General features: G+C 69.8%; 32 protein-coding genes and 1 riboswitch. Of the genes, 21 read left to right on the forward strand and 11 right to left on the reverse strand.

Annotated elements, in window-relative coordinates; all coding sequences use genetic code 11:
- Positions 1-388: 388 nt before the first annotated feature.
- Positions 389-1,069, reverse strand: coding sequence for an OmpW/AlkL family protein (locus EV691_RS02765; RefSeq protein WP_089169335.1), 681 nt, complete (start codon positions 1,067-1,069; stop codon positions 389-391).
- 591 nt (positions 1,070-1,660) lie between these two features.
- On the opposite strand from EV691_RS02765, the gene EV691_RS02770 reads away from it, so the two are divergent.
- Genes EV691_RS02770 through EV691_RS02795 form a run of 6 tightly spaced genes read left to right on the forward strand, consistent with a single transcriptional unit; the run spans position 1,661 to position 6,580 of the window.
- Positions 1,661-2,431: a DUF3450 domain-containing protein gene (locus tag EV691_RS02770; protein WP_131298950.1), complete on the forward strand. Its 771-nt coding sequence runs from the start codon at positions 1,661-1,663 to the stop codon at positions 2,429-2,431.
- A complete protein-coding gene (locus EV691_RS02775; RefSeq protein ID WP_131298949.1) occupies positions 2,428-3,780 on the forward strand; it encodes a MotA/TolQ/ExbB proton channel family protein in 1,353 nt (450 codons plus the stop codon). Before EV691_RS02770 ends, EV691_RS02775 begins: the two co-directional genes overlap by 4 nt.
- Positions 3,781-3,835: 55 nt before the next feature.
- Entirely contained in the window at positions 3,836-4,318 is a 483-nt protein-coding gene (locus tag EV691_RS02780) for a MotA/TolQ/ExbB proton channel family protein (RefSeq protein WP_377802350.1), read from the forward strand.
- A 27-nt stretch (positions 4,319-4,345) separates the two neighbouring features.
- Positions 4,346-4,759, forward strand: coding sequence for an ExbD/TolR family protein (locus EV691_RS02785; protein ID WP_131298947.1), 414 nt, complete (start codon positions 4,346-4,348; stop codon positions 4,757-4,759).
- The gene (locus tag EV691_RS02790; RefSeq protein ID WP_131298946.1) at positions 4,759-5,487 is read left to right on the forward strand and encodes an energy transducer TonB; all 729 of its coding nucleotides are present in this window, start codon (positions 4,759-4,761) and stop codon (positions 5,485-5,487) included. The genes EV691_RS02785 and EV691_RS02790 overlap by 1 nt, the downstream gene beginning before the upstream one ends.
- A gap of 1 nt (position 5,488) precedes the next feature.
- Complete coding sequence (locus tag EV691_RS02795; RefSeq protein WP_131298945.1) at positions 5,489-6,580, forward strand: tetratricopeptide repeat protein; 1,092 nt, start codon at positions 5,489-5,491, stop codon at positions 6,578-6,580.
- Between the two features lie 73 nt (positions 6,581-6,653).
- Here EV691_RS02795 and EV691_RS02800 read toward each other — a convergent pair whose 3' ends face one another.
- The 4 genes from EV691_RS02800 to EV691_RS02815 are packed head-to-tail and all read right to left on the reverse strand — an operon-like array spanning position 6,654 to position 9,746.
- Complete coding sequence (locus tag EV691_RS02800; protein WP_131298944.1) at positions 6,654-7,169, reverse strand: DUF3299 domain-containing protein; 516 nt, start codon at positions 7,167-7,169, stop codon at positions 6,654-6,656.
- A gap of 9 nt (positions 7,170-7,178) precedes the next feature.
- Positions 7,179-8,444, reverse strand: a complete 1,266-nt coding sequence (locus tag EV691_RS02805; protein WP_131298943.1) for an ABC transporter permease — start codon at positions 8,442-8,444, stop codon at positions 7,179-7,181.
- 1 nt (position 8,445) lies between these two features.
- Positions 8,446-9,153 (reverse strand): ABC transporter ATP-binding protein, encoded by a 708-nt coding sequence (locus EV691_RS02810; RefSeq protein WP_207390216.1) that lies wholly within the window; start codon positions 9,151-9,153, stop codon positions 8,446-8,448.
- A 41-nt stretch (positions 9,154-9,194) separates the two neighbouring features.
- The gene (locus tag EV691_RS02815) at positions 9,195-9,746 is read right to left on the reverse strand and encodes a DUF2796 domain-containing protein (RefSeq protein ID WP_131298942.1); all 552 of its coding nucleotides are present in this window, start codon (positions 9,744-9,746) and stop codon (positions 9,195-9,197) included.
- A 136-nt stretch (positions 9,747-9,882) separates the two neighbouring features.
- Between EV691_RS02815 and EV691_RS02820 the strand changes: the two genes are divergently transcribed.
- A complete protein-coding gene (locus EV691_RS02820) occupies positions 9,883-10,218 on the forward strand; it encodes a hypothetical protein (RefSeq protein WP_131298941.1) in 336 nt (111 codons plus the stop codon).
- A 10-nt stretch (positions 10,219-10,228) separates the two neighbouring features.
- Here the strand turns inward: EV691_RS02820 and trxA are convergent, their stop codons facing one another.
- From trxA to EV691_RS02835, 3 genes are all read right to left on the reverse strand, one after another.
- The gene (gene trxA / locus EV691_RS02825; protein ID WP_131298940.1) at positions 10,229-11,098 is read right to left on the reverse strand and encodes a thioredoxin; all 870 of its coding nucleotides are present in this window, start codon (positions 11,096-11,098) and stop codon (positions 10,229-10,231) included.
- Between the two features lie 91 nt (positions 11,099-11,189).
- Complete coding sequence (locus EV691_RS02830) at positions 11,190-11,849, reverse strand: class I SAM-dependent methyltransferase (RefSeq protein WP_131298939.1); 660 nt, start codon at positions 11,847-11,849, stop codon at positions 11,190-11,192.
- Positions 11,846-12,295, reverse strand: coding sequence for a hypothetical protein (locus EV691_RS02835; RefSeq protein ID WP_131298938.1), 450 nt, complete (start codon positions 12,293-12,295; stop codon positions 11,846-11,848). The genes EV691_RS02830 and EV691_RS02835 overlap by 4 nt, the downstream gene beginning before the upstream one ends.
- Before the next feature lie 113 nt (positions 12,296-12,408).
- Here EV691_RS02835 and nrdR point away from each other — a divergent pair, with 113 nt between their 5' ends.
- From nrdR to EV691_RS02900, 13 genes are all read left to right on the forward strand, one after another.
- The gene (nrdR, locus tag EV691_RS02840; RefSeq protein ID WP_131298937.1) at positions 12,409-12,873 is read left to right on the forward strand and encodes a transcriptional regulator NrdR; all 465 of its coding nucleotides are present in this window, start codon (positions 12,409-12,411) and stop codon (positions 12,871-12,873) included.
- Positions 12,874-12,887: 14 nt separating this feature from the next.
- Complete coding sequence (ribD, locus tag EV691_RS02845; RefSeq protein ID WP_131299025.1) at positions 12,888-13,973, forward strand: bifunctional diaminohydroxyphosphoribosylaminopyrimidine deaminase/5-amino-6-(5-phosphoribosylamino)uracil reductase RibD; 1,086 nt, start codon at positions 12,888-12,890, stop codon at positions 13,971-13,973.
- Positions 13,974-14,048: 75 nt separating this feature from the next.
- A riboswitch (FMN riboswitch) is annotated at positions 14,049-14,203 on the forward strand.
- Between the two features lie 116 nt (positions 14,204-14,319).
- The gene (locus EV691_RS02850) at positions 14,320-14,979 is read left to right on the forward strand and encodes a riboflavin synthase (RefSeq protein ID WP_131298936.1); all 660 of its coding nucleotides are present in this window, start codon (positions 14,320-14,322) and stop codon (positions 14,977-14,979) included.
- Positions 14,980-14,994: 15 nt separating this feature from the next.
- Positions 14,995-16,074 (forward strand): bifunctional 3,4-dihydroxy-2-butanone-4-phosphate synthase/GTP cyclohydrolase II, encoded by a 1,080-nt coding sequence (ribBA, locus tag EV691_RS02855; protein WP_089169319.1) that lies wholly within the window; start codon positions 14,995-14,997, stop codon positions 16,072-16,074.
- A 132-nt stretch (positions 16,075-16,206) separates the two neighbouring features.
- Positions 16,207-16,683, forward strand: a complete 477-nt coding sequence (gene ribH, locus EV691_RS02860) for a 6,7-dimethyl-8-ribityllumazine synthase (RefSeq protein WP_039806054.1) — start codon at positions 16,207-16,209, stop codon at positions 16,681-16,683.
- The gene (nusB, locus tag EV691_RS02865; RefSeq protein ID WP_131298935.1) at positions 16,680-17,168 is read left to right on the forward strand and encodes a transcription antitermination factor NusB; all 489 of its coding nucleotides are present in this window, start codon (positions 16,680-16,682) and stop codon (positions 17,166-17,168) included. Before ribH ends, nusB begins: the two co-directional genes overlap by 4 nt.
- An 8-nt stretch (positions 17,169-17,176) precedes the next feature.
- Positions 17,177-18,142: a thiamine-phosphate kinase gene (gene thiL, locus EV691_RS02870; RefSeq protein WP_131298934.1), complete on the forward strand. Its 966-nt coding sequence runs from the start codon at positions 17,177-17,179 to the stop codon at positions 18,140-18,142.
- 4 nt (positions 18,143-18,146) lie between these two features.
- Positions 18,147-18,626, forward strand: coding sequence for a phosphatidylglycerophosphatase A family protein (locus tag EV691_RS02875; protein WP_039808160.1), 480 nt, complete (start codon positions 18,147-18,149; stop codon positions 18,624-18,626).
- A complete protein-coding gene (locus EV691_RS02880; protein WP_131298933.1) occupies positions 18,623-19,372 on the forward strand; it encodes a substrate-binding periplasmic protein in 750 nt (249 codons plus the stop codon). Before EV691_RS02875 ends, EV691_RS02880 begins: the two co-directional genes overlap by 4 nt.
- A gap of 18 nt (positions 19,373-19,390) precedes the next feature.
- Positions 19,391-20,044 (forward strand): retropepsin-like aspartic protease family protein, encoded by a 654-nt coding sequence (locus tag EV691_RS02885; protein WP_131298932.1) that lies wholly within the window; start codon positions 19,391-19,393, stop codon positions 20,042-20,044.
- 112 nt (positions 20,045-20,156) lie between these two features.
- Positions 20,157-20,783, forward strand: coding sequence for a GTP cyclohydrolase II (ribA, locus tag EV691_RS02890; protein WP_089169316.1), 627 nt, complete (start codon positions 20,157-20,159; stop codon positions 20,781-20,783).
- 1 nt (position 20,784) lies between these two features.
- Positions 20,785-21,225 carry an MFS transporter gene (locus EV691_RS02895; RefSeq protein WP_131298931.1) on the forward strand — a complete coding sequence of 147 codons (441 nt, stop codon included), beginning with the start codon at positions 20,785-20,787 and terminating at the stop codon, positions 21,223-21,225.
- Positions 21,225-22,022, forward strand: coding sequence for a cobalamin-binding protein (locus EV691_RS02900; RefSeq protein ID WP_131255377.1), 798 nt, complete (start codon positions 21,225-21,227; stop codon positions 22,020-22,022). Before EV691_RS02895 ends, EV691_RS02900 begins: the two co-directional genes overlap by 1 nt.
- 4 nt (positions 22,023-22,026) lie before the next feature.
- On the opposite strand, the gene EV691_RS02905 is transcribed toward EV691_RS02900, so the two are convergent.
- Complete coding sequence (locus tag EV691_RS02905) at positions 22,027-22,425, reverse strand: Rho termination factor N-terminal domain-containing protein (RefSeq protein WP_039806046.1); 399 nt, start codon at positions 22,423-22,425, stop codon at positions 22,027-22,029.
- A 135-nt stretch (positions 22,426-22,560) separates the two neighbouring features.
- Between EV691_RS02905 and EV691_RS02910 the strand changes: the two genes are divergently transcribed.
- The gene (locus EV691_RS02910; protein WP_131299024.1) at positions 22,561-23,445 is read left to right on the forward strand and encodes an esterase/lipase family protein; all 885 of its coding nucleotides are present in this window, start codon (positions 22,561-22,563) and stop codon (positions 23,443-23,445) included.
- Between the two features lie 8 nt (positions 23,446-23,453).
- On the opposite strand, the gene EV691_RS02915 is transcribed toward EV691_RS02910, so the two are convergent.
- Positions 23,454-23,828 (reverse strand): DUF6152 family protein, encoded by a 375-nt coding sequence (locus EV691_RS02915; RefSeq protein WP_089169314.1) that lies wholly within the window; start codon positions 23,826-23,828, stop codon positions 23,454-23,456.
- Positions 23,829-23,898: 70 nt separating this feature from the next.
- Positions 23,899-25,164, reverse strand: a complete 1,266-nt coding sequence (locus EV691_RS02920; protein WP_131298930.1) for an Hsp70 family protein — start codon at positions 25,162-25,164, stop codon at positions 23,899-23,901.
- Positions 25,165-25,211: the final 47 nt, after the last annotated feature.

Genomic DNA, 25,211 nt, shown 5'->3' on the forward strand with positions numbered 1-25,211 from the left:
ATGCCAATTATTGGGGGGCTGAGTGATTGTTTGAGTGCGCTTGACTCATGTCAAAAGGGGCAGGGCCGGCCTGCCGGACGGTCTTTGCTGCTGGCTGTTGTTTGATTTGGATCAAGGCCATGTTCTGGGCATGGTTCCCTGCTTCCCGGATTGAATTGAGGGAGAGTTTGTACTGATGTTTGTCGGAAAAGGCTCTTCGAGGTGAGGGGTTCTTTGATCTGTATCAATGCGTGGATAAGAAGTGTGGGGGCTGGTCGCTGAGGGGGCAGAAGAGGACGCTGGCAAGAGGTCGGGCCATGCTGCAGCTCTGCTGTCGTGCTGCGTTGTGCGGAGGTGGCAGCAACGAAAAAGGCGCCCGGTTGGCGCCTTTTTCGTTGCTGGGGCTGGTTCAGAACTTGTAGCCCAGGGCGACCATGTAGACCCAGGGGTTGACGTCCACGTCGACGGTGACTTTGCTGTCGTTCAGGTAGGTGGTGGCCTTGGTTTCGATGTCGATGTAGCGCACCTGGGCGTTGAGCATGAGGGTGTCGGTCAGCATGTAGTCCACGCCGATCTGCGCGGCCAGGCCGACGGAGTTCTGCATGTCCAGGCCGCTGAAGCCCTTGCCTTCGGCGGCCTTGCCCAGCTTGGTCTCGAAGATGTAGGTGTAGTTGACGCCTACCCCGACGTAGGGCTGGATGGTGGCGTTGGGCGACAGCGGGTAGTAGACCAGGCTGACGGTCGGCGGCAGCTGCTTGAAGTCGCCGAGGCGGCCGTCCAGGTTGCCGGGGAGGCCCTTGCCTTTCACTTCGTGGGTGAAGGGAGTAGCAGCCAGGTATTCGATGCCGACGTGGTCGGTCAGCATGTAGAGGTAGTTCAGACCGAGCTGGGTATCACTGTCGAGGGTGGCCTTGGTACCGGAGAGCTTGCCGGCGCCGGCGAGGCGGATGTCCTCGCTGTCTTCGCGCGGGTCGACGGTGACCGCACCGGCCCGCAGGATGATGTCGCCGCGCTCGTGCGCAGTGGCATAGGGAGCTGCCAGGGCCATGCCGACCAGGGAAAGGGCGAAGAGGGATTTGAACTTGGCCATGGCGAACTCCCGAAGAAGTATTTGCGTGTTGGAGTTGATATTAATAACTCCCGTCAGGCCGGTTTTGATTTGCCTCAATAAAGCTCTTGGTTCCACTTTACTTTGGATGGGTGGATGAAAAGTGATTGTCTGCGAAAGGGAGATGAGGATTTTAAGTTGTTGGAAAGATAACTTTTGCGAGCGGCAAAGTTTGCCTGGCAAATAATTCCTGTGAACTTTGCCGGGAGAGTTGTCATTATCAAAAAATATCGACGGATGACAGAAGGGAAGAGCGGGAGCAGGGTTTCCTGCTGCTAGTGCATGAGGCGGAAATGATCTTCCGATGTCGACAGAGGATAGGTTGTCCGGCCGCACCCATGTTGACCTGGCGCAAGAAAAGTTCCGTGACATTCTTGGTTTTCTGAAAAATTGTGACGCAGTTCGCGCGAAGCGGCGTCCTCCCCCGAGAGACCAAGGGGGGCGGCCTGTTGCAGGCCGGCCTGGAGGCTCTTTCCAGAGCGCTGCCAGGCTTTTACAGGTTGCCTTGAGTGGCTTTTTTGCAGGTGATAATTTTTCTCTTTTGTGATCTGTGCCTTGTTGAGGACGCCCCGTATGAACCCTTATCCCCACCGCCTGCTGACAGTAGTCTTGCTGCTGGCCAGCTTGCCGCTGTCGGCGGCGTCGCTGGATGCTGCGCTGGATGAAAGCCAGCGTCTGGCCGAGGAGGCGAAGGCCTCGCAAGGCCGTATCGACGCGCTGGACGATGCCAGTCGGGACATGCTCAACGAGTACCGCGCCGCGATCCAGCAGGCCGAGGCCTTGAAGGGCTACAACGCGCAGATGCGCGAAATGACCGCCGCCCAGAGCAAGGAGCTGGCCGGTTATCAGCAGCAGCTGGACGGCATCGAGCGCACCCAGCAGACGGTGGCGCCGCAGATGCAGCGCATGGTCGAGGTGCTCGGCGAATTCATCGCGGCTGACCTGCCGTTCCTCCCGGAGGAGCGCGGCGACCGTCTGGCGCAGTTGCAGGAGCTGTTGCCGCAGCCGAATGTCTCCCTGGCCGAGAAGTACCGGCGGATCCTCGAGGCCTACCAGATCGAGAGCGACTATGGCCACACCCTCGAGGCTTGGCGGGGCGAGCTGCAGGCAGAGGGCGGCCTGCGCAGCGTCGAGTTCTTCCGCCTGGGCCGGGTGATGCTTTATTACCAGACCCTCGATGGTCACGAGAGCGGCTGGTGGAATCCGCAGACCCGCCGCTGGGAGATCCTCGACGGCAGTGCCCGGCGGCCCCTGGCCCAGGCCATCGCCATCGCCCGCCAGCAACAGGCTCCCGCCTACCTGCACCTGCCCGTCAAGACCCTGGCCCTGGAGGCCAAGCCATGATTTGCCGTCTCGCCTTCGCCCTTGCCCTAAGCCTGCCGACCCTGGCCCTGGCCCTGGCGGCGGACTCCTTGAGTCCCGATCAGTTGCTCGAGCGCATCCGCAGCGAGCGTGCCGCCGAGCTCAGTGCCATGGCCGAGCGGGAAAAGGCCTTCCTCGCCGAGCGCGGCGAGCAGGCCAGGTTGCTCGCCGCTGCTCGTGCCGAGCTGGATGCGCAGAAGGCCGAGGCCGAGCGCTTGAAGGCCGAGTTCGACCGGCAGGCGGCCCAGCTGGCCGAGCAGGAAAAACAGCTGGCCCTGCGCGCCGGCAGTTTCGGCGAGCTGTTCGCCGTGGTTCGCCAGAGCGCCGGGGATATCGCCGGGCAATGGCAGGACAGCCTGCTCAATGCGCAGTACCCCGAGCGTCTGGCGCGCCTCAGGACACTGGCGGAAAGCAATGTCCTGCCGTCCAGCGAGGATCTCGACGGCTTCTGGATGACTCTGCTCGAGGACCTCGCCGCCAGCGGCCGGGTCGAGCGGGTGGAGCTGCCGGTGGTGGGGGCCGACGGCCGGCGCGCGACACAGCCGGTGCTGCGGGTCGGCACCTTTTCCACCTTCGCCGATACCGGCTTCCTGCGCTACGACGCCGATGCCGGCGAGCTGCTGGTCGTGCCGCGCCAGCCGGCCGGCGATGGTCTGCTGAAAAGCTATCTGCAGAGCGGCGAGGCCCTCGCCGAGCTGCCCGTCGACGCCTCCCGCGGCACCCTGCTGGCCCAGCTGCAACGCGAGCCGGGCCTCTGGGATCGCGTCCAGCAGGGCGGTCTGGTCGGCTGGGTAATCCTCGGCCTCGGCGTGCTCGGCCTGTGTCTCGCCGCCTGGCGGATGATCTACCTCGCTGGCGTGTCGCGCAGCATCAGGGCGCAGCTGCGGGACCTCGGCACTCCCCGCGACGACAATCCCCTCGGTCGGGTGATCGGCGTGCTCGGGCCGAAGCCGCAGCTGGGCGACCTGGAAACCCTGGAGCTCAAGCTGGACGAGGCGATCCTCCTGGAAGCACCGCCGCTGGAGCGCGGCCAGGGCCTGATCAAGCTGATCAGCGCCGTGGCTCCGCTGCTCGGTCTGCTCGGCACCGTGACCGGCATGATCGTCACCTTCCAGGCCATCACCCAGAGCGGCGGCGGCGATTCGCGGCTGATGGCCGACGGCATCTCCCAGGCCCTGGTGACCACCGTGCAGGGACTGGTGGTGGCCATCCCGATGCTGTTCCTGCACAGCCTGCTGGCCGGCCGCAGCAAGGCGCTGGTCCAACTGCTGGAGCAGCAGAGCGCCGGTCTGGTCGCCCTGCACCTGTCGGGAGTGCCGCGCCGTGACTGATCCATACATCTATTGGCTGCGCCTGATCGACCGCGGTCATGTGCTGCTCGACTTCATGGCCGCCGGCGGGCCGGAGATGTGGGTTCTGGCGGGACTCTGCGTGATCTACTGGACGCTGGTGTTTGAGCGCCTGTGGTTCATGCGCCGGGTATTTCCGCGCTGGGCCGAGGCGCGCCGCGGGGACTGGGGGGTGATCAGCCAGCGGCCCGGCACCTGGCAGCGCGCGGTGCGCACCGCCTGGCTGGCCCAGGCCCGGCAGAGGCTCGCCGGCCCCCTGCGCTTCGGCAAGGTCCTGGTGGCGCTGTACCCGCTGCTCGGTCTGCTCGGTACCGTCAGCGGCATGATCGCGGTGTTCGACGTGCTGGCGCTGAGCGGGGCCGGCAATCCGCGCAGCATGGCCGCCGGAGTCTGGCGAGCGACCCTGCCGACCATGGCCGGCATGGTCCTGGCCATTACCGGACTGTTTAGTCTGGCGCGGCTGGAGCGCAGCGCTGAGCGCATCCTTGAGCAACTGGCCGACCAGTTGCGCCACGATTGAACCTGTCCGTTCACGGAGAGATCGACGATGAAGATGCGCCGCCACCATTACCAGCAGGACGAGGAAGTCGGCATCGATCTGACCCCGATGCTCGATGTGGTCTTCATCATGCTGATCTTCTTCATCGTCACCAGCTCCTTCATCAAGGAGTCCGGCGTCGAGGTCCAGCGTCCGCAGGCGGATACCGCCAGCCCGCAGGACAAGGGCAACATCCTGATCGCGGTGACCGCCGACGGCCAGGTCTGGATCGACAAGAAGGCCGTGGACGTGCGCAGCGTGCGCGCCCATGTCGAGCGCCTGCGCGTCGACCAGCCGGAGGGTGTGGTGGTGGTCCAGGCCGACCGCGACGCACGCACCGGACTGGTCGTGCAGGTGATGGACCAGGCGCGCCAGGCCGGGGTGACCGACGTGGCGTTGGCGGCCGGCACGGGAGCGCCCTGATGCGCCTGCCGCTGTCCTTCGCCGCGGCCTGCCTGGTGGCCCTGGCGCTGTTCTCGCTGATGCTCGGCCTGATCGCCCCGCCCAGCCGCAAGGTGGCCGAGGATCCGCTCACCGTCGGCCATTTCGTACGGATCGGGGCGACCGAGCAAAGCCGCGCGAGCGCCAGCCGGCAGCCGGCACCGGACATGCCGCAACCCAAGACGCCGCCACAGCCGCCGACCCCGGTGACGCCGACTGCCGCCGCGCCTGCGCCCAAGCTGCCCAGCCTCGACCTGGAAATGCCGACCCTGTCCAGCAAGATCAGCGTCGCCAGCGCACCGGCACCGAGCCTGGAAGGACTTGCCGCCGCGGCCGCGCCCGCGGCGGCCTCCGCGGCGCCCGCCGGGGCCAGCGGGGCGGCCAGCGGTGCCGAGGCGGGCGCTGACAGTGCCGGTCCGCTCGGCGGTCCGGAAAGCGAGGTGAGGCCGCTCAACGACGTCCGTCCGCGCTACCCGCGGATGGCCCTGCAGCGCAATATCGAGGGGCACGTCAAGCTGGCCTTCACCATCACCCGTGCCGGCGCGGTGGAGAACATCCGCGTGCTGGAAGCCTCGCCGCGCAACGTCTTCGAGCGCGAGGCGCGCAGCGCCGCCGCCCGCTGGCGCTTCGCGCCGCGTACCGAGAACGGTCTGGCGGTCGACCGCGAGGCGGTCAAGACCCTGTACTTCAAGATTCAGCGAGGTGATTGAGATGCATCGCCTGCTTCTCCTGCTGCTTCTGCTGAGCGCTTCGGTGCAGGCCGCGCAGAACATCGACCCCGCTGTATTCCAGGCGCTGCAGGCGGCGCAGGCGGCGCAGCAGAAGGGCGATCATGCGGCAGCCCGGAGCGCCCTGAAGGGCGTCAAGGCGGCTGCGGGCAGTCTCGAGGAGGCGCTGCTCTGGCGTAGCGGCGGCTACCTGGCCTGGGCCGAAGGCGACAACGGACGGGCCATCGAGCTGCTCGCCAAGGCTCTGGCCAGCGGCAGGCTGGACAAGGAGGTGGCGGCCGGCGAGCGCCTCAACCTGGCCAGGCTGAATGCCGTCGAGGGGCGCGATGCCAAGGTGGTTGAGCTGCTTGCGCCGGTTTCCGCCAAGGCCGGTGAAGACGTCCTGCTGATGCTGGCGCAGGCCTATCAGGGCCTGGGGCAGCACGACAAGGCCCTGCCGCTGGCCGAGCGCTACGTGCAGGCCAACCCGGCGGCGGCGGGCAACTGGCTGCGCTTCCTGGTCGCCGCCAACCTCGATCTCAAGCGCTGGGCCGCCGCCGAGCGCTGGCAGCGCCAGCTGCTGGTCCGCCATCCCGAGGATGCCGGCCAGTGGCGTCAGCTGGCGGCCCTGCAGCAGATGAGCGGTGCCGAGCACAAGGCGCTGGCGACCCTGCGCGCGGCCTACACCAAGGGCCTGCGCTTCAGCGAGCGCGAACTGGACAATCTGGTGCTGCTGGCCGGCAGTGCCGGACAGCCTTGGCAGGGCGCCAGGCTGCTCTCCGCCCTGCTGCAGGACGGCATCCTGCCGCGCACCCCGGCCCGCGAGGAGCGCCTCGGCCAGCTCTGGTGGCAGGCCCGCGACCGCAAGCGGGCGAGCGAGGTGTTCGGCCGTCTCGCCGCCAGCTCGAACAATCCCAGGCACTGGTTGAGCCTCGCCCAGCTGGAGTTGGAGCAGGCGCACTGGAGTCCCGGCCTGGAGGCACTGACGCGCGCCGAGCAGGCCGGCGCGGGACGCAGCCAGGTAGGCCCCTGGCGTGAGTGGGCGGAAGGCGAGCTGGCGTTCGAGCGCGAACGGCACTGGGCCAACACGGACTGAGCGCTGCCGCTTGTCCTTCAGGCGGCGCACGGGACAGTCGGCGATCCAGGTTGGCCGAGTGTCCCGCCCGTATTCATTGCTCCATCTCGTACGGATAGACCTTGCTGGTGGTCATCCGGTAGCCCGCCTCGGCCAGCTCGCTGCTGGTCTGCTCGACCTGCAGCCGTCCCTCCACCCAGTACGGCTGATACAGCACCTCGAGCTGCACGCCGGGCTCGTTGCGTACATGCACGATCTGGTTCGACGGCGGCGGCGGCACATGGATGCAGGCGCCGAAGAAGGGCACCAGCAGGAATTCGCGGACGCGGCCGTCGCTGGCAGTTTCCAGCGGCACCAGATAGCCGGGCAGGCGGACCAGCTGACCGTCGAGTGCCTTGACCACCGGCGCCGACGGCGAGGCCTGGGCCGCCGGCGGCGCGGATTCGTCGGCCAGCCCGTCGTTGCCCTGGCTCTCGTGCATCGGCGCCTGGGGTTCCGGCACCGGTGGCGTGCCTTCCGGGATCATCTCGGTCCAGGCCAGGTCGCGGGGCTCGGCCGCCCACAGCGGCGTGGCGAGGGCGAGCAGCAGGACAAGCAGAAGGCGTCGCATCGGGATTCCTCACAGACGAATGGACAGGCCGTCGGCCAGCGACTGGCGGTAGGCGCGCCAGGCCGGCACGCCGCCCAGCGGCAGGGCGGCGAGCAGAATGGCGCCGAGCAGCAGCCATTCGTAGGCACTCGGCGCAGCGAACGGCAGATACAAACCGTAGGCCGCCTGCAGCGGTCCCTGGGCCAGCAGGATGCTGAGATAGAGCAGGGCCAGGCCGAGCAGCACGCCGGCCAGGGTCAGCGCGAAGGCCTCCAGCACCAGCAGTCCGGCGATGTGCCAGGGGCGCGCGCCCAGCGAGCGGAGGATCGCCATCTCCCGGCGGCGCTCGTTGAGACTGGCGAGGATCGCCGTGAGCATGCCGATCAGCCCAGTCAGCACGACGCACAGCGAGACCACGAACAGCGCCTGCTCCGCGGTGCCCATCAGGCTCCACAGCTCCTGCAGGGCGACGCCGGGGAGGATCGCCAGCAGCGGCTCGCCCAGGTAGTCGTTGATTTCCCGCTGCACGGCGAAGGTGGCGATCTTGCTGTCGAGACCGAGCAGGAAGGCGGTGATCACCTTGGGTTGCAGAGCCATGCGGCGCGCCTGCTCGGCGTCGATGCGCGCGCCGCCCCGGGCCGGTACGCCACCGCGCCAGTCGACGTGCAGCGCCTCCATGCCGGCCAGGTTGATGTGCAGGGTGCGGTCGACCGGCGTGCCGGTGCGGCCGAGGATGCCGACCACGCGGAACGGCTTGTCCTCGTGGCGGGTCAGGCTGAGCCTGGCCACGCCGTGGGCCAGCACGAGCTCGTCGCCCGGCTGGTAGTGCAGTGCCTCGGCCACCTCGGCGCCGAGCACCACCTCGAACGGATCGGTGGCGAAGGCGCGGCCCTCGCTCAATGCCAGTGGCTGCTGGCGGCCGTAGCGGTAGTGCTCGAAGTAGGCCGGCGTGGTGCCGAGCACCCGGTAGCCGCGGTGCGAGTCGCCGAGCGACAGCGGGATCGCCCACTTCACCCGCGGGTGGTCGGCGAAGTGCCGGAAACTCTCCCAGCGGATGTTGTTGGTGGCGTTGCCGATGCGGAACACCGAATAGAGCAGCAGGTTCACCGGACCGGAGCGGGCGCCGACGATCAGGTCGGTGCCGCTCAGGGTGCTGGCGAAGCTGGCGCGGGCCTCGGTGCGCACCCGCTCGACGGCGAGCAGCAGGCACACCGACAGGGCGATGGCGAACACCGTGAGCAGGGCGGTGAAGCGGCGGTTGGCCAGGCTGGCCAGGGCCAGGCGCAGCAGATGCATGTCAGATCTCCCGGGGCCGCGCGGCGCGGTTCAGTTCGAGCAGCGACAGGCTGCGCCCGAACAGCCCGGCCAGGCTCTGGTCGTGGCTGACGAACAGCAGGCTGGCCGAGGCCTCGCGGCACTCGGCGAAGAGCAGGTCGAGGAACGCCTGGCGGGCGTCGGCGTCCAGCGCCGAGGTGGGCTCGTCGGCGATCACCAGCTCCGGCTGGCCGATCAGCGCGCGGGCGGCGGCGACCCGCTGCTGCTGGCCGATCGACAGCTCCGCGGCGCGGCGCTCCAGCAGGGCGGCGTCGAGGCCGAGGTGTTCCAGCAGGCGGGCGGCCGCCCGCTCGACGCTGCCGTGGCGCTGGCGGGCCCGCTCGGCGCGCAGCCTGGAGAAGCGGCAGGGCAGCTCGACGTTGGCGCGCACCGAGAGGAACGGCAGCAGGTTGAACTGCTGGAAGATGTAGCCGGTGTGGTCGACCCGGAAGTGATCGCGGGCCGCCGCGGAGAGCGCGCCCAGCTCGGTGCCGAGCAGGCGGATGTGGCCGCGGCCCGGTTTCTGCACGCCGCCGAGCAGGCCGAGCAGGGTGGTCTTGCCGCTGCCGGAGGGGCCCTTGAGGAACAGGGTTTCGCCGCGCCGCAGGTGGAACTCGGGAATGTCCAGCAGCTCGGGCTGACCCGGCCAGGCGAAGCCGAGGTCGGACAGTTCGATCAGGGGTGTGCTCATGGTGTCGGCCGAGGCGATCGGTGGGGCGCCCGGCCGCGACGTCAGAACGTCAGGCCGCTGCGCTCGGGGCTGAGCTCCAGGCCCTGCTGGCCGCGGGGGCCGATCAGCTGGACCTGGATCTTCTGCGTAGCCGGAAATGTGCCGAACAGCGCGGCGAGATTCAAGCCCTGCAGCGCGTCTGCTGCGCTGCATTGCAGGCGATAGCGGGCCTCGATTTCGCTGTGCTCCTGCCCGCCGGCCCCGGTCGGCTCGAACAGGGCACCGTGCAGGCTGTGCTCGCGGACCTGGCAGCCGGCCGCGGCGGGGACGCCGAACAGACCGAGCGGCTGCTCCAGGCGGGCGCGGGCCGCGGCCAGCATGACCCGGTCGGCGTCGCTGCGGGGGGCATGCTCGAAGCCGAGCAGGTTCATGGCCGGACTGGCGAACTCGATTTCCAGGACATCGCCGTCCAGCGCCAGGTTGAGCCGGGCGCTGCCGTGCTCGTGGGCGGCGAGGGCTTCCCCGTGTCGCGGCTCGTGGTGGTGATGGGCGTCCTCGGCCTGAGCGAGGGTAGTCAGCAGGGCGAGGGGCAGGGCGAGCAGCAGGCGGGGCATGACGGTCTCCGGGCCGGAATTTCGTTACTTTATAACGAGTTTGCCCGGGCCTCGCCAGCCGTGCCTGGGCCACCATGCTTGGCGGGGCGCAGGCGGCGTGGGAGCATGACGCTCTTCATCGCGAGGAGCTGTGCCCATGCTGAGAATACGCGGACACATCGGCGAATGGCCGGTGGACCTGAGTCTGGAACTGGACGACGAGGACTGGGCGCGCCTGGGCGCCCGGCTGACCGCCGGCAATCCCGGCGCACCTGCCGCTCCGGCGGCGGAGCCGGGCGACCGCCTCTGGCAGACTGCCCAGCAAGTGTTGCGCAGCGCCGGGCAGATGGAGGGGCCCGCACTGCTCAACCAGCTACAGGCGCTGGCCGGCAGCGCCGAGGCCGGCAAGCGCCTGCTGGTGCGGCTGCGCCACTGTGCGCAGGTCCGCATCGAGAACGCTCCGGACGCGCCGATCTACCACTGGGCGGAATGACGCCCGCGCCTCAGTAGAGGGCCTGGTACAGCTTGCGGCGGTAGGTGGCGACCAGCGGGTGGTCGCTGCCGAGCAGGTCGAACACCTGCAGCAGGGTCTTGTGCGGCAGGCCGTCGGCATAGCTGCGGTTGCGCACGAACAGCCGCAGCAGGCCGTCCAGCGCCGCCTCGTATTGCTGCCGCGCCAGCTGCTGGATCGCCAGCTGGTAGGCGGCCTCGTCGTCATTGGCATCCTGGGCCAGGCGGCTTTTCAGGGTAGCGACTTCCGGCAGGTCGGCGGCCTGGCGCAGGAAGGTCAGCTGGGCGCGGGCGCCGGCCAGGGCCTGCTTGTGTTCGTCGCCCTTCACGGCGTCCAGCACCGTCTCGGCCTCGCTCAGCTCGCCGCGTTCGGCCAGGCAGCGGGCATAGAGGATCAGCGCGGCGCCGTTCTCGTTGTCCTCGCCCAGCAGCGCCACGAGCAGGTTCTCGGTCTCGCCGATCTGCCCGGCGGCGAACAGCGCCAGGGCGACCTCCATCGGGTCGGCCTCGGGAGCGGCCGGCATCTGCACGTGAGGTTCGAGCATGGCGAGGATGGCCGATTCCGGCTGGGCGCCGGCGAAGCCGTCCACCGGCTGGCCATTCCTGAACAGCACCACGGTCGGCAGGCTGCGGATGCCCATGCGCATCACGGTCTGCTGCTCGACGTCGCTGTTGACCTTGGCCAGCAGCAGCTCGCCCTGGTAGCTCTCGGCGATCTTCGCCAAGAGCGGCATCAGTGCCTTGCAGGGCGCGCACCATTCGGCCCAGAAGTCCACCAGCACCGGCTTGTGGAAGGAGTTTTCGAGGACCAGCTGGTCGAAGCTGGCGTCTGTGACGTCGAAGATATAGGGGGTTTCGCTCATCGGAACTCTCGGCAGTGGGCTGGAATGGAATCCAGCATGGTAAGTGGGGGCGCGCAGCGGGGGAAGCAAGGCAGGCGCGGCTGGATTGCCCTCAGGCAGCGCGCTGGGCGTGGTACAGGCTGACCTGGCGGAACTCCGCCGGCTCGGCCAGATCCGGCCAGGTGCAGGCCTCGAGGCTGGCCAGGCGCCGGTAGCGCGGATGGGCGAAGTCGCGCACCCGCGAGTCCGCCACCAGAGCCTCGCGGCCGCGGGCAAGGAACTGGTCGAGCAGCGGCAGGTTGGCGCGGTCGTAGAGTACGTCGGCGACCAGGATCAGGTCGAAGCGGTCGGCCTCGGCGAAGAAGTCCGCCGAATAGCCCAGCTCCACCCCGTTCAGCGCGGCATTCGCCCGGCAGGCGGCGAGCGCCAGGGGGGCCAGGTCGCAGGCCACCACCTCGGCGGCGCCCAGCCGGGCCGCGGCGATCGCGGCGACGCCGCTGCCGGCGCCGAAGTCCAGCACACGCCGGCCGTGCACCCATTCCGGACGCTCGGCGAGCCAGCGGGCGAGCGCCAGGCCGCTGGCCCAGCAGAAGCTCCAGTAGGGCGGCTCCGCGAGGATGCGCCGGGTTTCCTCCGGGCTGAAGGCGCGCGCCATGTTCGCCGGGTCGATCAGCCAGAGGCGCAGCGCGCTGCCCGGCAAGTCCTGCGCGACCAGCCGGGCGTCGCCGAGCAGGCCGCCCAGCGCCGCCTGCAGCTCGGCCGGCGCGCTCACGGCGCGGGGACCAGCTGCAGGGGGCCGAGCATCTGGCTGTCCGTGCCGGAAACGGTGCGCGGCGGCAGGCGCAGGATCAGCCGGCCGGACTGGCTGGCCCGGCCGCGCAGCTCGACCCGCAGGCCGGGGCTAAAGGGCTGCGGCTCGAAGCGCAGGCTGAACGGCAGCGCCTGGCCGTTGCCCGAGAGATGGAGGTTGCCGAGCTCCCCGCGCGGACGGCCGCGCTCGTCGACCACCAGCAGCGCCAGTTCCACCTCGCTGTTCGCCGGCGCGCCGAGCAGGCTGCCGCGCAGCTCGCGCTGGCCGGCCTGCAGCGGCTGGGGGGCGGCGCTGGCCTTGCGTTCCGACGGGGCCGAGGGGGCTTGCGGGATTTCCTCTTCGGGCTGGCTGGAGCAGGCGGCGAGCAGGAGGCTCAGGCCGAGGAGGGCGAAAGGGCGCGACGACATGGGGGCTCCTTGGCGGGGGTTGCGGCTGGGCGTCTGTATAGCGCAAAGCCCGTGGCTTGTCTTGGGGACGGGATGCGCTACCATGAACCTCCTTTTTGCGATAGCCCCCGCCCATGCATTGTCCCTTCTGCAGCGCCCACGACACCAAGGTCATCGACTCGCGGCTGGTCGCCGAGGGTGATCAGGTGCGCCGCCGGCGCGAGTGCCAGGCCTGCGGCGAGCGCTTCACCACCTTCGAGACCGCCGAGCTGGTCATGCCCCGGGTCATCAAGCAGGACGGCAGCCGCCAGCCGTTCGACGAGGACAAGCTGCGCGCCGGCATGCAGCGGGCGCTGGAGAAGCGCCCGGTGAGCGTCGAGCGCCTGGAGGCGGCGATCGGCCGGATCAAGCACGAGCTGCGTGCCACCGGCGAGCGGGAGATCAAGTCGCGGGTGCTCGGCGAGCTGGTGATGGCCGAGCTGCGCAAGCTCGACGAGGTCGCCTACATCCGCTTCGCCTCCGTCTACCGGCGCTTCCAGGACCTCAACGAGTTCCGCGAGGAAATCGAGCGCCTCTCCCGCGAGCCGTCCAAACCATGAACCACTATCCGTACATGGCCCACGCCCTGGAACTGGCGCGCCGGGGGCTGTATTCCACCCATCCCAATCCGCGGGTCGGCTGCGTGATCGTCGCCGGCGGCGCGGTGGTCGGCGAGGGCTGGCACGTGCGCGCCGGCGAGCCGCACGCCGAGGTCCACGCCCTGCGCCAGGCCGGCGAGGCGGCGCGCGGCGCCACCGCCTACGTCACCCTGGAGCCCTGCAGCCACCACGGGCGCACGCCGCCCTGCGCCGAGGCGCTGGTCGCCGCCGGGGTCGGCCGGGTGGTGGCGGCCATGCAGGACCCCAATCCGCAGGTGTCCGGGCGCGGCCTGGGGCGTCTGCGCCAGGCCGGCATCGAGGTCGAGGTCGGCGTGCTGGAGGCCGAGGCGCGCGAACTCAACGCCGGTTTCGTCAAGCGCATGGAGCGTGGTCTGCCGCTGCTGCGGGTCAAGCTGGCGATGAGTCTGGACGGCCGCACGGCGATGGCCAGCGGCGAGAGCCAGTGGATCACCGGGGCGCCGGCGCGTGCCGCGGTGCAGCGCCTGCGCGCCCGTTCCAGCGTGGTGCTGACCGGTGCCGACACGGTGCTCGCCGACCATGCCCGGCTCACCGTGCGCGGCGCGGAACTGGGGCTGGCGCCCGAGCAGGCCGCCCTGGCCCTGCAGCGCCCGCCGCTGCGCGTGCTGGTCGACGGGCGCCTGCGGGTGCCGCTGGACGCGCCCTTCTTCCAGGCCGGACCGGCGCTGGTGGCAACCCTTGCAGCCGAGCGCGAGGCCGCCTACCGCGCGGCCGGCCACGAGCTGCTGGCCGTGCCGGGCGAGGAGGGCAGGGTCGACCTGCCGGCGCTGCTGGCCGAACTGGCCGCGCGCGGCGCCAACGAGGTGCTGGTGGAGGCCGGGCCGCGTCTGGCCGGGGCCTTCGCCCGGCTGGGGCTGGTCGACGAGTACCGGATCTTCGTCGCGCCCAAGTTCCTCGGCTCGAGCGCCCGGCCGCTCCTGGAGCTGCCCCTGGAGCGCATGGCCGAGGCGCGCGAGCTGAAGATCCGCGACATCCGCGCGGTGGGCGACGACTGGCAGATCATCGCCGTGCCCGCGCTCTAGCGCGCCCGCCCGACCAGACGCCGGTGGCCGGCGGCGCGCGCCTTGTGGTAAAAAGCGCCTCCGGGCCGCACGGCCCGACGTTCTCAGGGCGGGGTGGAATTCCCCACCGGCGGTGATGACGCACAGCGTCCAGCCCGCGAGCGCTTGCCACGGGGCGACCCCGCGCAAGGTCAGCAGATCCGGTGCGATTCCGGAGCCGACGGTCAGAGTCCGGATGAGAGAGAGCGGGATGTTCCGCCACGCGCAATCCGCGCGCGCGATCCCTTTCGATCTGCATGCCCTGTTTTTCCGAAACAGGAGATCGTTCCATGCACCATGTTCTGCTGCAGCGCGCCGGAGGGACTGCATGTTCACCGGCATAATCGAAGCCATCGGCACCGTCCGTGCCCTCACCCCCAAGGGCGGCGACGTGCGCGTCTACGTCCAGACCGGCAAGCTCGACCTCGGCGACGTCAAGCTCGGCGACAGCATCGCGGTGAACGGCATCTGCCTGACCGCGGTGGAGCTGCCCGGCGACGGCTTCTGGGCCGACGTCAGCCGCGAGACCCTGGCGCGCACCGCCTTCATCGACCTCAAGGCGGGCAGCCGGGTCAACCTGGAAAAGGCCCTGACCCCGACCAGCCGCCTCGGCGGCCACCTGGTCAGCGGGCACGTCGACGGCGTCGGCGAGGTGCTGTCCCGCGAGGAGAACGCCCGCGCCGTGCAGTTCCGCATCCGTGCGCCGCGCGAGCTGGCCCGCTACATCGCCCTCAAGGGCTCGATCACCGTCGACGGCACCAGCCTGACGGTCAACGGCGTGAACGGCGCCGAGTTCGAGCTGACCATCGTGCCGCATACCTTGGGCGAAACCATCATGGCCGACTACCGGCCGGGCCGGCAGGTGAACCTGGAGGTCGACCTTCTGGCGCGCTACCTGGAGCGCCTGATGCTCGGCGACCAGGCCGCCGAGCCCAGCGCCTCCGGCCTCACCACCAGCTTTCTGGCCGAGCACGGCTACCTGAAGTAATCGAGGAGTGGCCTGATGGCTCTCAACAGCATTGACGAACTGATCGAAGACATCCGCCAGGGCAAGATGGTCATCCTCATGGATGACGAGGATCGCGAGAACGAGGGTGATCTGATCATGGCCGCCGAATGCGTGCAGGCCGAGCACATCAACTTCATGGCGAAATACGCCCGCGGGCTGATCTGCATGCCGATGACCCGCGAGCGCTGCGAGACCCTCAAGCTGCCGCTGATGGCGCCGCGCAACGGCTCCGGCTTCGGCACCAAGTTCACCGTCTCCATCGAGGCGGCCGAGGGCGTCACCACCGGCATTTCCGCTGCCGACCGGGCGCGCACCGTGCAGGTCGCCGCGGCGAAGAATGCCCAGGCCGACGACATCGTCAGCCCCGGGCACATCTTCCCGCTGATGGCCCAGCCGGGCGGCGTGCTGGCCCGAGCCGGGCATACCGAGGCGGCCTGCGACCTGGCGCGGATGGCCGGCTTCGAGCCTTCCGGGGTGATCTGCGAGATCATGAACGACGACGGCAGCATGGCCCGCCGTCCCGAGCTGGAGGTCTTCGCCGAGCAGCACGGCATCAAGATCGGCACCATCGCCGACCTGATCCACTACCGGCTGATCCACGAGCGGACCATCCAGCGCATCGCCGAGCAGGAGCTGGACAGCGAGCTGGGCCGCTTCCACCTGGTGAGCTACCGCGACGCGGTGGAAGGCGACGTGCACATGGCGCTGATCATGGGCGAGATCCATGCCGACGAGCCGACCCTGGTGCGGGTGCACAACATGGACCCGCTGCGCGACCTGCTGATGGTCCGCCAGCCGGGCCGCTGGAGCCTGCGCGCGGCGATGGCCGAGGTGGCCCGCGCCGGGCGCGGCGTGGTGCTGCTGCTCGGCCATCCGCTGGAGGCCAACGAGGTGCTGACCCTGCTGCGCGAGGGCACGCCCAAGTCGCCGAACACCTACAGCACCGTCGGTGCCGGCTCGCAGATCCTGCGCGACCTCGGCGTGCGCAAGATGCGCCTGATGAGTGCGCCGATGAAGTTCAACGCGATATCCGGGTTCGACCTGGAGGTTGTAGAATACCTGCCCGCCGAATGATCCCCACCGGAACCGCCCGCCTTTTCCCTGCCCCCGTCGGCAGGGGGCGGGCGGTTCCGTCTGGAAGGCCGGGACCGATTGTTTGCGGAGCCGCCGAGGGCGCTCCGGTTCTTTAACGAGACGAGATTCGCCATGACCCTGAAGACCATCGAAGGTACCTTTACCGCCGCCAAGGGCCGCTACGCCCTGGTGGTCGGCCGCTTCAACAGCTTCGTCGTGGAAAGCCTGGTGCAGGGCGCCATCGATACCCTGGTGCGCCATGGCGTCGAGCAGAGCGAGCTGACCATCATCCGCGTACCCGGCGCCTTCGAGATCCCGCTGGTGGCGCAGAAGGTCGCCCAGCGCGGCGAATTCGATGCCATCATCGCCCTCGGTGCGGTGATCCGCGGCGGCACTCCGCACTTCGACTACGTCGCCGGCGAGTGCACCAAGGGCCTGGCCCAGGTGTCCCTGCAGTTCGGCGTGCCGGTCGCCTTCGGCGTGCTTACCGTCGACTCCATCGAGCAGGCCATCGAGCGCTCCGGCACCAAGGCCGGCAACAAGGGCGCCGAAGCTGCCCTGTCCGCCCTGGAAATGGTCAGCCTGATGGCGGCCCTGGAGGCCAAGTGAGCGTGAATCGCGACGACGGCCAGAGTGGGCCGGGCGCCAAGCCGGCCAAGGGCAAGGTGGCAGCGCGCCGGCAGGCGCGCGTCCTGGCCATGCAGGCGCTCTACCAGTGGCACGTGGCAGGTCAGCCGCTCAACGAGATCGAGGCGCAGTTTCGCGTCGACAACGATTTCAGCGCGGTCGACGGTGCCTACTTCCACGAGATCCTGCACGGCGTGCCGCGTCAGAAGACCGAGATCGACGAGGCCTTCGCGCCGCTGCTCGATCGTCCGCTGGCGGAAGTCGATCCGGTGGAGCTGGCCATCCTGCGGCTGTCCACCTATGAGCTGAGCAACCGTCCGGACGTGCCCTACCGGGTGGTGATCAACGAGGGCATCGAGCTGGCCAAGGTGTTCGGCGCCACCGACGGACACAAGTTCGTCAACGGCGTGCTGGACAAGCTGGCGCCGCGCCTGCGCGCGGACGAAGTCCGCGGCGGCAGGCGCTGAGTGCGCCGATGGGCGAGTTCGAGCTGATCCGCCGCTACTTCGCCGCCGCCGCCTGTGCGCAGGCGGCGCCCGGCGTGGCCCTCGGCATCGGCGACGACTGCGCCCTGCTGGAGGTGCCCGCCGGCGAGCAGCTGGCGATCTCCACCGACAGCATGGTCGCCGGGGTGCATTTCCCCGATCCCAGCGATCCCTTCCTGCTCGCCCAGCGCGCCTTGGCGGCGGCCGCCAGCGATCTGGCGGCGATGGGCGCCACGCCGCTCGGCTTCACCCTTGCCCTAACCCTGCCGGCGGCCGATCCGGCCTGGCTGGCCTCCTTTGCCCGCGGCCTCGACTGCAAGGCGCGCGAGTGCGGCCTGGCGCTGATCGGCGGCGACACCACCCGCGGTCCCCTGTGCATCACCCTGACCGTGTTCGGCCGGGTGCCGGCCGGCCTGGCGCTGCGCCGGGACGGCGCGCGTCCCGGCGATCTCGTCTGCGTCGGCGCTCCGCTCGGCGATGCCGCCGGCGCCCTGGCACTGGTGCTCGGCCAGCGCCAGGCACCCGCCGAGACCGCCGGCCCCCTGCTCGCGCGCTACTGGTCGCCGCGGCCGCAGCTATCCTTGGGACTGGCGCTGCGCGGCCGGGCGAGTGCGGCGCTGGACGTGTCCGACGGCCTGCTCGCCGACTGCGGGCACATCGCCGCGGCCTCCGGCGTGGCCCTGTGCATCGAGCGCGACCGGGTGCCGCTGTCGGCGCCGCTGCGCCGCCTGCTCGATGCGCAGGCGGCGCTGGCCTGCGCCCTTGGCGGCGGCGACGACTATGTGCTGGCCTTCACCCTGCCGCCGCGCTTCCTCGCCGCCCTGCAGGCCGAGTGGCCGCTGCGGGTGATCGGCCGGGTCGAGGCCGGTTCGGGCGTGCACCTGCTGGACGACGCCGGCCGGGAAGTCGAACCACCGGCCGGGGGCTATCAACATTTCGGGAGTCCGCGTGACTGAATCCGTGCGCGTGCCGCCGTCGGTGTGGCGCAATCCCTGGCACTTCCTGGCCTTCGGCTTCGGCTCCGGGACCCTGCCGAAGGCCCCCGGCACCTGGGGCTCGCTGGTCGCGCTGCCCTTCGTGCCGCTCTGGCAGATGCTGCCGGACTGGGGCTACTGGCTGCTGCTCGGGCTGACCATGCTGTTCGGTTTCTGGCTGTGCGGCAGGGTCGCCGCCGATCTCAGGGTGCACGACCACGAAGGCATCGTCTGGGACGAGATGGTCGGCATGTGGATCACCCTCTGGCTGGTCCCGGAAGGCTGGCAGTGGCTGCTGCTGGGCTTCGCGATGTTCCGGGTGATGGACATCCTCAAGCCCTGGCCGATCCACTGGATCGACCGCCACGTGCACGGCGGCGTCGGCATCATGCTGGACGACGTGCTGGCCGGGGTCTTCGCCTGGCTGGCGATGCAACTGCTGATCTGGGGGCTGGCCTGGTTATGAGGCGGCTGTGGTCGACCCTGCTGCTGTGTGGCTGTCTGCTGGGTGTCGCGGCTGCCGAGGCGTGGGGAACGCCGCTGGCCGGGCTGAGTTCACCGGAGGAGATCCTGCTGGTCGGCGTCGAGCGCAAGGGTCATACCGGTGCCGATGCCAGCGGCCTGGTCTGGGAAGTCCTGCGTCTGGTCTTCGAGCCGGCCGGACTGCGGGTGCGCACCGACACCGTGCCCTATATCCGCGCAGTCGGCCTGGTCACCCGCGGCGATGCCGATGCCTGGGTCGGCGCCTATCCGGAGGAAACCGCCGGGGCCCTGTTTCCCAAATGGCACTATGCCGCCGAGGTGATCGCTGCGCTGGGCCTGTCCCGGGCGCCAGAGCCGCGCCTGGAGGATCTGGGCAATTTCCGCCTGGCCTGGATGCGCGGCTATGCCTTCGACAAATACCTGCCGCGGCTGCAGCGCTACCAGGAGATCCAGCGCTACAACGGTTCGCTGGCGATGCTCCGGCTCGGCCACGCCGACTACCTGATCGCCGCCCGGGCCGAGCTCGAGGGCGTGCTCGCCTGGGCGGAGAACCCCGAAGCCTACCGCATCACCGACCTGACCCTGCTGCCGTTGTATCCTGGCTTCGCCGACACGCCACGCGGCCGCGAACTGGCCGCGCTGTACGACCGGCGCATGGCCGAGCTGGTGCGTTCCGGCGAATTGCGACCGATCTTCGCCCGCTGGCAACAACCGTATCCGTTCGATTGACGACTCCCGGAGGCAGGGATGCTGCACGTTCGCTGGTTCACCGCCATTCTGCCACTGCTCCTGGTCGCCGGCCTGGCGGTCGCAGCCGAGGTCCGGGTGGTGGGGCTGTTCCCCGGCGCCGCGGTGGTCAACGTCGACGGCCGGCGCCAGCTGCTCAAGGTCGGTCAGGAGGGCCCCGGCGGCGTGCAGCTGCTGGAGGCCGACGGCCGCGGCGCACTGCTGCGGGTGGAGGGTGTCGAGCGCCGCTACGAGCTGACCCGCGACTACGGCACGGGCGAGGGTTTCGCGCCGCCGGGCAAGGCGCGCCTCGGCGTCGCCCGCGGCGAGGGCGGCCACTACTGGGTCGCCGGCGCCGTCGATGGGCAGCCGGTGCAGTTCCTGGTGGACACCGGGGCCACCACGGTGGCGCTCAGCGAAAGTCAGGCCAGGCGTCTGGGCGTCGACTATCGCGGCGGCGGGCGGCCAGTGCGGGTGAGCACCGCCAACGGCACGGCCCAGGGCTGGCAGGTCAAGCTGAACCGGGTCAAGGTCGGCACCCTGGAGGTGCTCGGCGTCGAGGCGGTGGTCCTGCAGGGCGACTCGCCGGGCACCGCCCTGCTCGGCATGAGCTTTCTCAACCGCGTGCGCTGGCGGGAGGAGCAGGGGATGCTGATGCTGGAGTCGAAGCTGTAGCGGCGACTCCTCCAGCGCATCGCTTCCGGTCAGTCGACGGCATTCCGGCTGCGCCGCCGGGCGGCGTGGCTGTTACAATGACCGCTTGACGCATTTTTCAGGAGTCCTTCCGGTGTCCGTCGTCTTCGTCGCCGCATCCAAGCTGCCCACGCCGTTCGGCGTCTTCACCATGCATGGCTTTCTCGACGAAGCCACCGGCAAGGAGCATGTGGCGCTCACCCTGGGCAAGGTGGACGACGGCGCGCCGGTGCTCGGCCGCCTGCATTCCGAGTGCCTGACCGGCGACGCGCTGTTCAGCCTGCGCTGCGACTGCGGCTTCCAGCTGGAGGCGGCACTGCGCGCCATCGCCGCCGAAGGCCGCGGCGTGCTGCTCTACCTGCGCCAGGAAGGGCGCGGCATCGGCCTGCTGAACAAGATCCGCGCCTACAAGCTGCAGGATGCCGGGGCCGACACCGTCGAGGCCAACGAGCGCCTGGGCTTTCGCGCCGACCAGCGCGACTACGGGATCTGCAAGCCGATGCTCGAGCACCTGGGCATCGCCGCGATCAAGCTGATGACCAACAACCCGCGCAAGGTCAAGGCGCTGGAAGGCTCCGGCATCCGGGTGGCCGAGCGGGTGCCGCTGCAGACCGGACTCAACCCGCACAATCAGAAGTACCTGCAGACCAAGGCCGGCAAGCTCGGCCATCTGCTCGGCAGCCTGCATCAGGGCGAGGTGGAAACCCAGGCCGGCAGCTGAAGTGGAGCTCGCCGCGCGGCCTGACGCCCGCCGCCGCTGGCGGGTGCGCCTGGCCTTGCGCTGGTGGGGCCAGCTGGGGCTGTGCCTGCTGCCGATGCTGGTGCTGGTCGCCTTGCGCGAGCCGGCTGCCGCTGCGCCGGCGCAATCGGGGCTGCCGCTGTTCGGCCTCGGCCTGCTCTCCCTGTTCGTCAGCCTGCCGCTGTTCCGCGCCTACAAGCATGCCCTGATCGCGACCGGACGCGCCCTCGACAGCGCCGCCGAGCCGGACGCCTGGGCGCGCCTCGCCGCCTGCCGGCAACGCGCGCTGTTTGGCGCCGGGCTGCCGGCCTGGAGCGGCGCCGCGGGGCTGTGGTTCGGCCTGGAGAGCGTTGCGGCGTTGCTGCTGTGCGGCGCCAGTCTGGTTCTGCTGCTGCTCTACCGCCTGCCCCGGCAGCTGGCCTGATGCGCTTCTGGCCGGTCCTGCTGCTCTGTCTCACCCTGCCGCTGGCGGCGGCCGAACGGGTGGTCAGCCTGGCGCCGTCGCTTACCGACATGATGCTGGAGCTGGAGGCCGGCGACCGCCTGGTCGGCGTGCTCGACGGCGGCGAGCGGCCGGCGGCAGTGGCTGGCCTGCCTTCGCTGGGACGCTGGGGGCGGCTGGAGATGGAGACCCTGCTCGCCCTGCGCCCGGACCTGATCCTGCTCTGGCCGGACAGCATCGGCGCGGCGCAGCGCGAACAACTGCGCGGCTTCGGCATCCCGGTTTTCGAGGCGCAGCCCCGGCGCCTGGAGGACATCGCTGGACAGCTCGAAGCGCTCGGTGCGCAGGTCGGCCGTGCCGAGCGGGGCCGCCAGCTGGCCGCGCAGCTGCGTCTGCAACTCGCCGAGCTGCGCCGCCAGTATCGCCGCGAGGTGCCGCTGCGGGTCTTCTACCAGGTCTGGGACCGGCCGTTGTACAGCATCGGTGGTACGCAGATCATCAGCGACGCGCTGCAGGTCTGCGGCGCGCTGAACGTCTTCGCCGACCTCGACCTGCCGGCCCCGCAGCTTTCCCTGGAGGCGGTGCTGGCGCGCGATCCCGAGGTGATCCTGGTCAGCCAGCCGGAGCAGCGCGACGCTTGGCAGGCCTGGCCGCAGCTGGAGGCGGTGCGCCGCGGGCAGGTCTGGGCAGTGCCCGAGCGCAGCCTCGAACGGCCCAGCCTGCAGATGCTGGCGGCTACCCGCAAGCTGTGCGAGTTGCTGCGCCAGGCCCGCCCCTGAGCAGCTAGCTGAGCGCGGCGATCAGCTCCGCCTTGCGCATCCGCGAGCGGCCCCGGACGCCCTGTTCGGCGGCACGTTCGAGCAGGGCGGCCCGGGTCATGGCGCTCAGCGAGGTGCTGCCGGATTGCTGGCGGTCGCGTGCCGAACCGCGGTTGGGCGACTGCCCGCGGCGGGTCGCAGCGGCACGTCGCGCCGAGTCCTTGCGGTCGGCGCGCTTGGCGGTCTCGCTCTTGCGGCTGGCGGAGCCGCCTTTCTCGCCGCCGCCGGACTGCTTGTTCACGGTCGCCCAGGCGCGGGCTTCGGCCTCCTGCTCCGGGACGCCACGCGACTCGTAGCTCTCCTCGATATGCGCGGCCTTGCGTTTTTGCTTGTCGCTGTACTTGGACTTGTCACCTTGGGGCATGATTGCGCTCCTCGATTCGGTGGTCACAGAGAGTTTGACTGGCGCGGGACGCAAAGTTTCGCGGTCTGCAAGCGACGACTTGCAAGGCGACCGGCCTTATTCTTGCCGTATCGAAGCTGCATGAGTGGACGTTGCATGGGCAAGGCGCTCGAAACCCGTTATCCGATCCTGCTGGTGCATGGCCTGCTCGGCTTCGTGCGCCTGCCGGGGCATTCCTACTGGAACGGCATCGACGTGGCGCTGCGTCGGCAGGGGGCGGCGGTCTATCCGGTACGGCTGTCCGGCGTGCACGACAACGAGGCGCTGGGCGAGCAGCTGCTCGAGCGCATTGCCGCGATCCGCGCTGCCAGCGGCGCACGCCGGGTCAATCTGCTCGGCCACAGCCAGGGCGGCCTGAGCGCCCGCTATGCGGCGGCGCGACGCCCGGACTGGGTGGCCTCGGTGACCACCGTGGCCACGCCGAACCAGGGCTCCGAGGTGGCCGATCGGCTGCGCCATCGCGTGCCGCCCAGCGGTCGGAGCGAGCGCCTGCTGGCGCGCGGCTTCGAAGGCCTGGCACGGCTGATGGAGCGGCTGGAATGCGCCGAGCCGGGAGTCTGCCTGCCCCTCGACGGGCCGGCCTCGCTGCTGGCGCTGACCAGCGAGGGCATGGCCGGCTTCAACGCCCGCTACCCGCAGGGGCTGCCCGCGCGCTGGGGCGGCGAGGGCGCCGGGGAAGTCGACGGGGTGCGCTACTACTCCTGGAGCGGCACCCTGCAGACCCGCGACGATGCCGTGCTGGACCTGGACCCCGGGCATGTCCTGTGCCGGCAGCTGGCCCGCTGCTTCGTCCGCGAGGCCGAACAGAACGACGGCCTGGTGGGGCGCTTCAGCTCGCACCTGGGCAAGGTGATCCGCTCCGACTATCCCTTCGACCACCTGGATGTCATCAACCGCTGCGGGGGACGCCGGGAGGGGGAGGACAAGCCGCTCGGCGTGTACCTCGAGCACCTGGCGCGACTGGCCGAGGCCGGGCTCTAGGGCGCGCCCTAGCGCAGCTCCAGCGTGCGTCCGTCGAGGATGAGGCGCTCGGCGCGCATCTCCGCGCTGCCATCCTTGTGCGGATGACCGACCAGGATCACCGGCCTGCCCGGTCGCAGATCGTTCTTGATCACGCCGCGCGACAGCAGGCGCGAGGAGGGACCCAGCACCACCTTCCACTCCTCGCCCCGGTAGTCGACCCGTACCTCGGTCTGGGGACTGCGATACAGCACCTGTTTCAGGGGGGCTTCGATGGTCAGTCTCTGCCCTGTGTCGTAGGAGTCCCAACCCGGGCTCGCCAATCCCATGGAGGCGCCGAGAATCAAGGCGGCACCGAGCAGCAGCGCAAGGAGGAGGACCAGCAGGAGGCGATTGTTGTGCATGATGGGCACCTTGGTTCGAAGCAGCGGCGACCCCAAAACCATAGGCCAGAATCCGCCGGCCCGGCGCCTTTCAGCCGTAGCGCCGTCGCGCCTCGATGGCCAGGCCGCTGCCGATGCTTCCGAAGCGGTCGCCCTCGACCAGCCGGGCGTTCGGCAGCAGCGCGGCGACGCTTGCGCGCAGCGCCGGCACGCCGCTGGAGCCGCCGGTGAAGAACAGCGTGTCGATCCGTTCCCGGCCCACCCCGGCGCCGGCCAGCAGGTTTTCCAGGCTGGCGCGGACCCGCTCCAGCAGCGGCTCGATGGCCTGCTCGAGGAGTGCTCGGTCGAGTTCGGCGGCCAGCTTCGCCTCGATGCGCCCCAGGTCGATGCGGTGTCGTTCGCTGTCGCCGAGGGCGATCTTGCCGTCTTCCACCTGCATCGCCAGCCAGTGCCCGGCGCGTTGTTCGATCAGCCGGAACAGCCGGTCGATGCCCGTGGGATCGAGGATGTCGTAGCGCATGCTCGCCAGCGCCCGCTGCGAGGCCTGGGCGTAGACGGCGTTGATGGTGTGCCAGGTGGCCAGGTTGAGGTGCATGCTGGTCGGCATCGGCGCGTCGCTTTTCATCCGGCTGCCATAGCCGAACAGCGGCATCACGCCCTGCAGGCTGAGCTGCCTGTCGAAGTCGGTGCCGCCGATGTGCACGCCGCCGGTGGCGAGGATGTCGTCCTGCCGCTCGGCCAGGACGCGGCGCTCGGGAGCCAGGCGCACCAGGGAGAAGTCCGAGGTGCCGCCGCCGATGTCGACAATCAGCACCAGCTCCTCGCGCGCGATGACCGACTCGTAGTCGAAGGCCGCGGCAATCGGCTCGTACTGGAAGGACACCTCCTTCAGGCCGAGGCTGCGCGCCACCTCGCTCAGGGTGTCGGCGGCCTCGCGGTCGGCCTGCGGATCCTCGTCGACGAAGAACACCGGGCGGCCCAGCACCGCTTCCTCGAAGGGCCTTCCGGCCTCCGCCTCGGCGCGCCGCTTCAGCTCGCCGAGGAACAGCTTGAGGATTTCCTTGAACGGCAGTGCGCTGCCGAGCACCGTGGTCTCGCTTTTCAGCAGCTTGGAACCCAGCAGACTCTTCAGCGAGCGCATCAGGCGGCCTTCGTAGCCTTCCAGGTATTCGTGCAGGGCCTGCCGGCCGAACACCGGGCGGCGCTCCTCGAAATTGAAGAACAGCACCGAGGGCAGGGTGATCCGGCCGTCCTCCAGGGGGATCAACGCCTCCCGGCCGGGGCGCAGCCAGCCGACGGTGGAGTTGGAGGTGCCGAAGTCGATGCCGCAGGCGCGGGCGGGCAGGGCGGTGGTCATGGCGCGGGCTCGGGCGAAAAAAGGGGCGCGCATTCTAGCAGGCCGCC

The sequence above is a fragment of the Azotobacter chroococcum genome, assembly GCF_004339665.1.
Classification (GTDB): Bacteria; Pseudomonadota; Gammaproteobacteria; order Pseudomonadales; family Pseudomonadaceae; genus Azotobacter; species Azotobacter chroococcum.

Coding starts and splice junctions, on each gene's coding strand:
- EV691_RS02910 (WP_131299024.1), top strand. CDS start 22,561: ATGGGCAAGGCGCTCGAAACCCGTTATCCGATCCTGCTGGTGCATGGC.
- EV691_RS02785 (WP_131298947.1), top strand. CDS start 4,346: ATGAAGATGCGCCGCCACCATTACCAGCAGGACGAGGAAGTCGGCATC.
- EV691_RS02805 (WP_131298943.1), bottom strand. CDS start 8,444: ATGCATCTGCTGCGCCTGGCCCTGGCCAGCCTGGCCAACCGCCGCTTC.
- EV691_RS02765 (WP_089169335.1), bottom strand. CDS start 1,069: ATGGCCAAGTTCAAATCCCTCTTCGCCCTTTCCCTGGTCGGCATGGCC.
- EV691_RS02810 (WP_207390216.1), bottom strand. CDS start 9,153: ATGAGCACACCCCTGATCGAACTGTCCGACCTCGGCTTCGCCTGGCCG.
- thiL (WP_131298934.1), top strand. CDS start 17,177: ATGGGCGAGTTCGAGCTGATCCGCCGCTACTTCGCCGCCGCCGCCTGT.
- EV691_RS02915 (WP_089169314.1), bottom strand. CDS start 23,828: ATGCACAACAATCGCCTCCTGCTGGTCCTCCTCCTTGCGCTGCTGCTC.
- EV691_RS02775 (WP_131298949.1), top strand. CDS start 2,428: ATGATTTGCCGTCTCGCCTTCGCCCTTGCCCTAAGCCTGCCGACCCTG.
- ribD (WP_131299025.1), top strand. CDS start 12,888: ATGGCCCACGCCCTGGAACTGGCGCGCCGGGGGCTGTATTCCACCCAT.
- EV691_RS02815 (WP_131298942.1), bottom strand. CDS start 9,746: ATGCCCCGCCTGCTGCTCGCCCTGCCCCTCGCCCTGCTGACTACCCTC.
- ribBA (WP_089169319.1), top strand. CDS start 14,995: ATGGCTCTCAACAGCATTGACGAACTGATCGAAGACATCCGCCAGGGC.
- ribH (WP_039806054.1), top strand. CDS start 16,207: ATGACCCTGAAGACCATCGAAGGTACCTTTACCGCCGCCAAGGGCCGC.
- EV691_RS02900 (WP_131255377.1), top strand. CDS start 21,225: ATGCGCTTCTGGCCGGTCCTGCTGCTCTGTCTCACCCTGCCGCTGGCG.
- EV691_RS02850 (WP_131298936.1), top strand. CDS start 14,320: ATGTTCACCGGCATAATCGAAGCCATCGGCACCGTCCGTGCCCTCACC.
- EV691_RS02800 (WP_131298944.1), bottom strand. CDS start 7,169: ATGCGACGCCTTCTGCTTGTCCTGCTGCTCGCCCTCGCCACGCCGCTG.
- trxA (WP_131298940.1), bottom strand. CDS start 11,098: ATGAGCGAAACCCCCTATATCTTCGACGTCACAGACGCCAGCTTCGAC.
- EV691_RS02780 (WP_377802350.1), top strand. CDS start 3,836: ATGGCCGCCGGCGGGCCGGAGATGTGGGTTCTGGCGGGACTCTGCGTG.
- EV691_RS02790 (WP_131298946.1), top strand. CDS start 4,759: ATGCGCCTGCCGCTGTCCTTCGCCGCGGCCTGCCTGGTGGCCCTGGCG.
- EV691_RS02835 (WP_131298938.1), bottom strand. CDS start 12,295: ATGTCGTCGCGCCCTTTCGCCCTCCTCGGCCTGAGCCTCCTGCTCGCC.
- EV691_RS02880 (WP_131298933.1), top strand. CDS start 18,623: ATGAGGCGGCTGTGGTCGACCCTGCTGCTGTGTGGCTGTCTGCTGGGT.
- EV691_RS02795 (WP_131298945.1), top strand. CDS start 5,489: ATGCATCGCCTGCTTCTCCTGCTGCTTCTGCTGAGCGCTTCGGTGCAG.
- EV691_RS02770 (WP_131298950.1), top strand. CDS start 1,661: ATGAACCCTTATCCCCACCGCCTGCTGACAGTAGTCTTGCTGCTGGCC.
- EV691_RS02820 (WP_131298941.1), top strand. CDS start 9,883: ATGCTGAGAATACGCGGACACATCGGCGAATGGCCGGTGGACCTGAGT.
- nrdR (WP_131298937.1), top strand. CDS start 12,409: ATGCATTGTCCCTTCTGCAGCGCCCACGACACCAAGGTCATCGACTCG.
- EV691_RS02920 (WP_131298930.1), bottom strand. CDS start 25,164: ATGACCACCGCCCTGCCCGCCCGCGCCTGCGGCATCGACTTCGGCACC.
- EV691_RS02885 (WP_131298932.1), top strand. CDS start 19,391: ATGCTGCACGTTCGCTGGTTCACCGCCATTCTGCCACTGCTCCTGGTC.
- EV691_RS02905 (WP_039806046.1), bottom strand. CDS start 22,425: ATGCCCCAAGGTGACAAGTCCAAGTACAGCGACAAGCAAAAACGCAAG.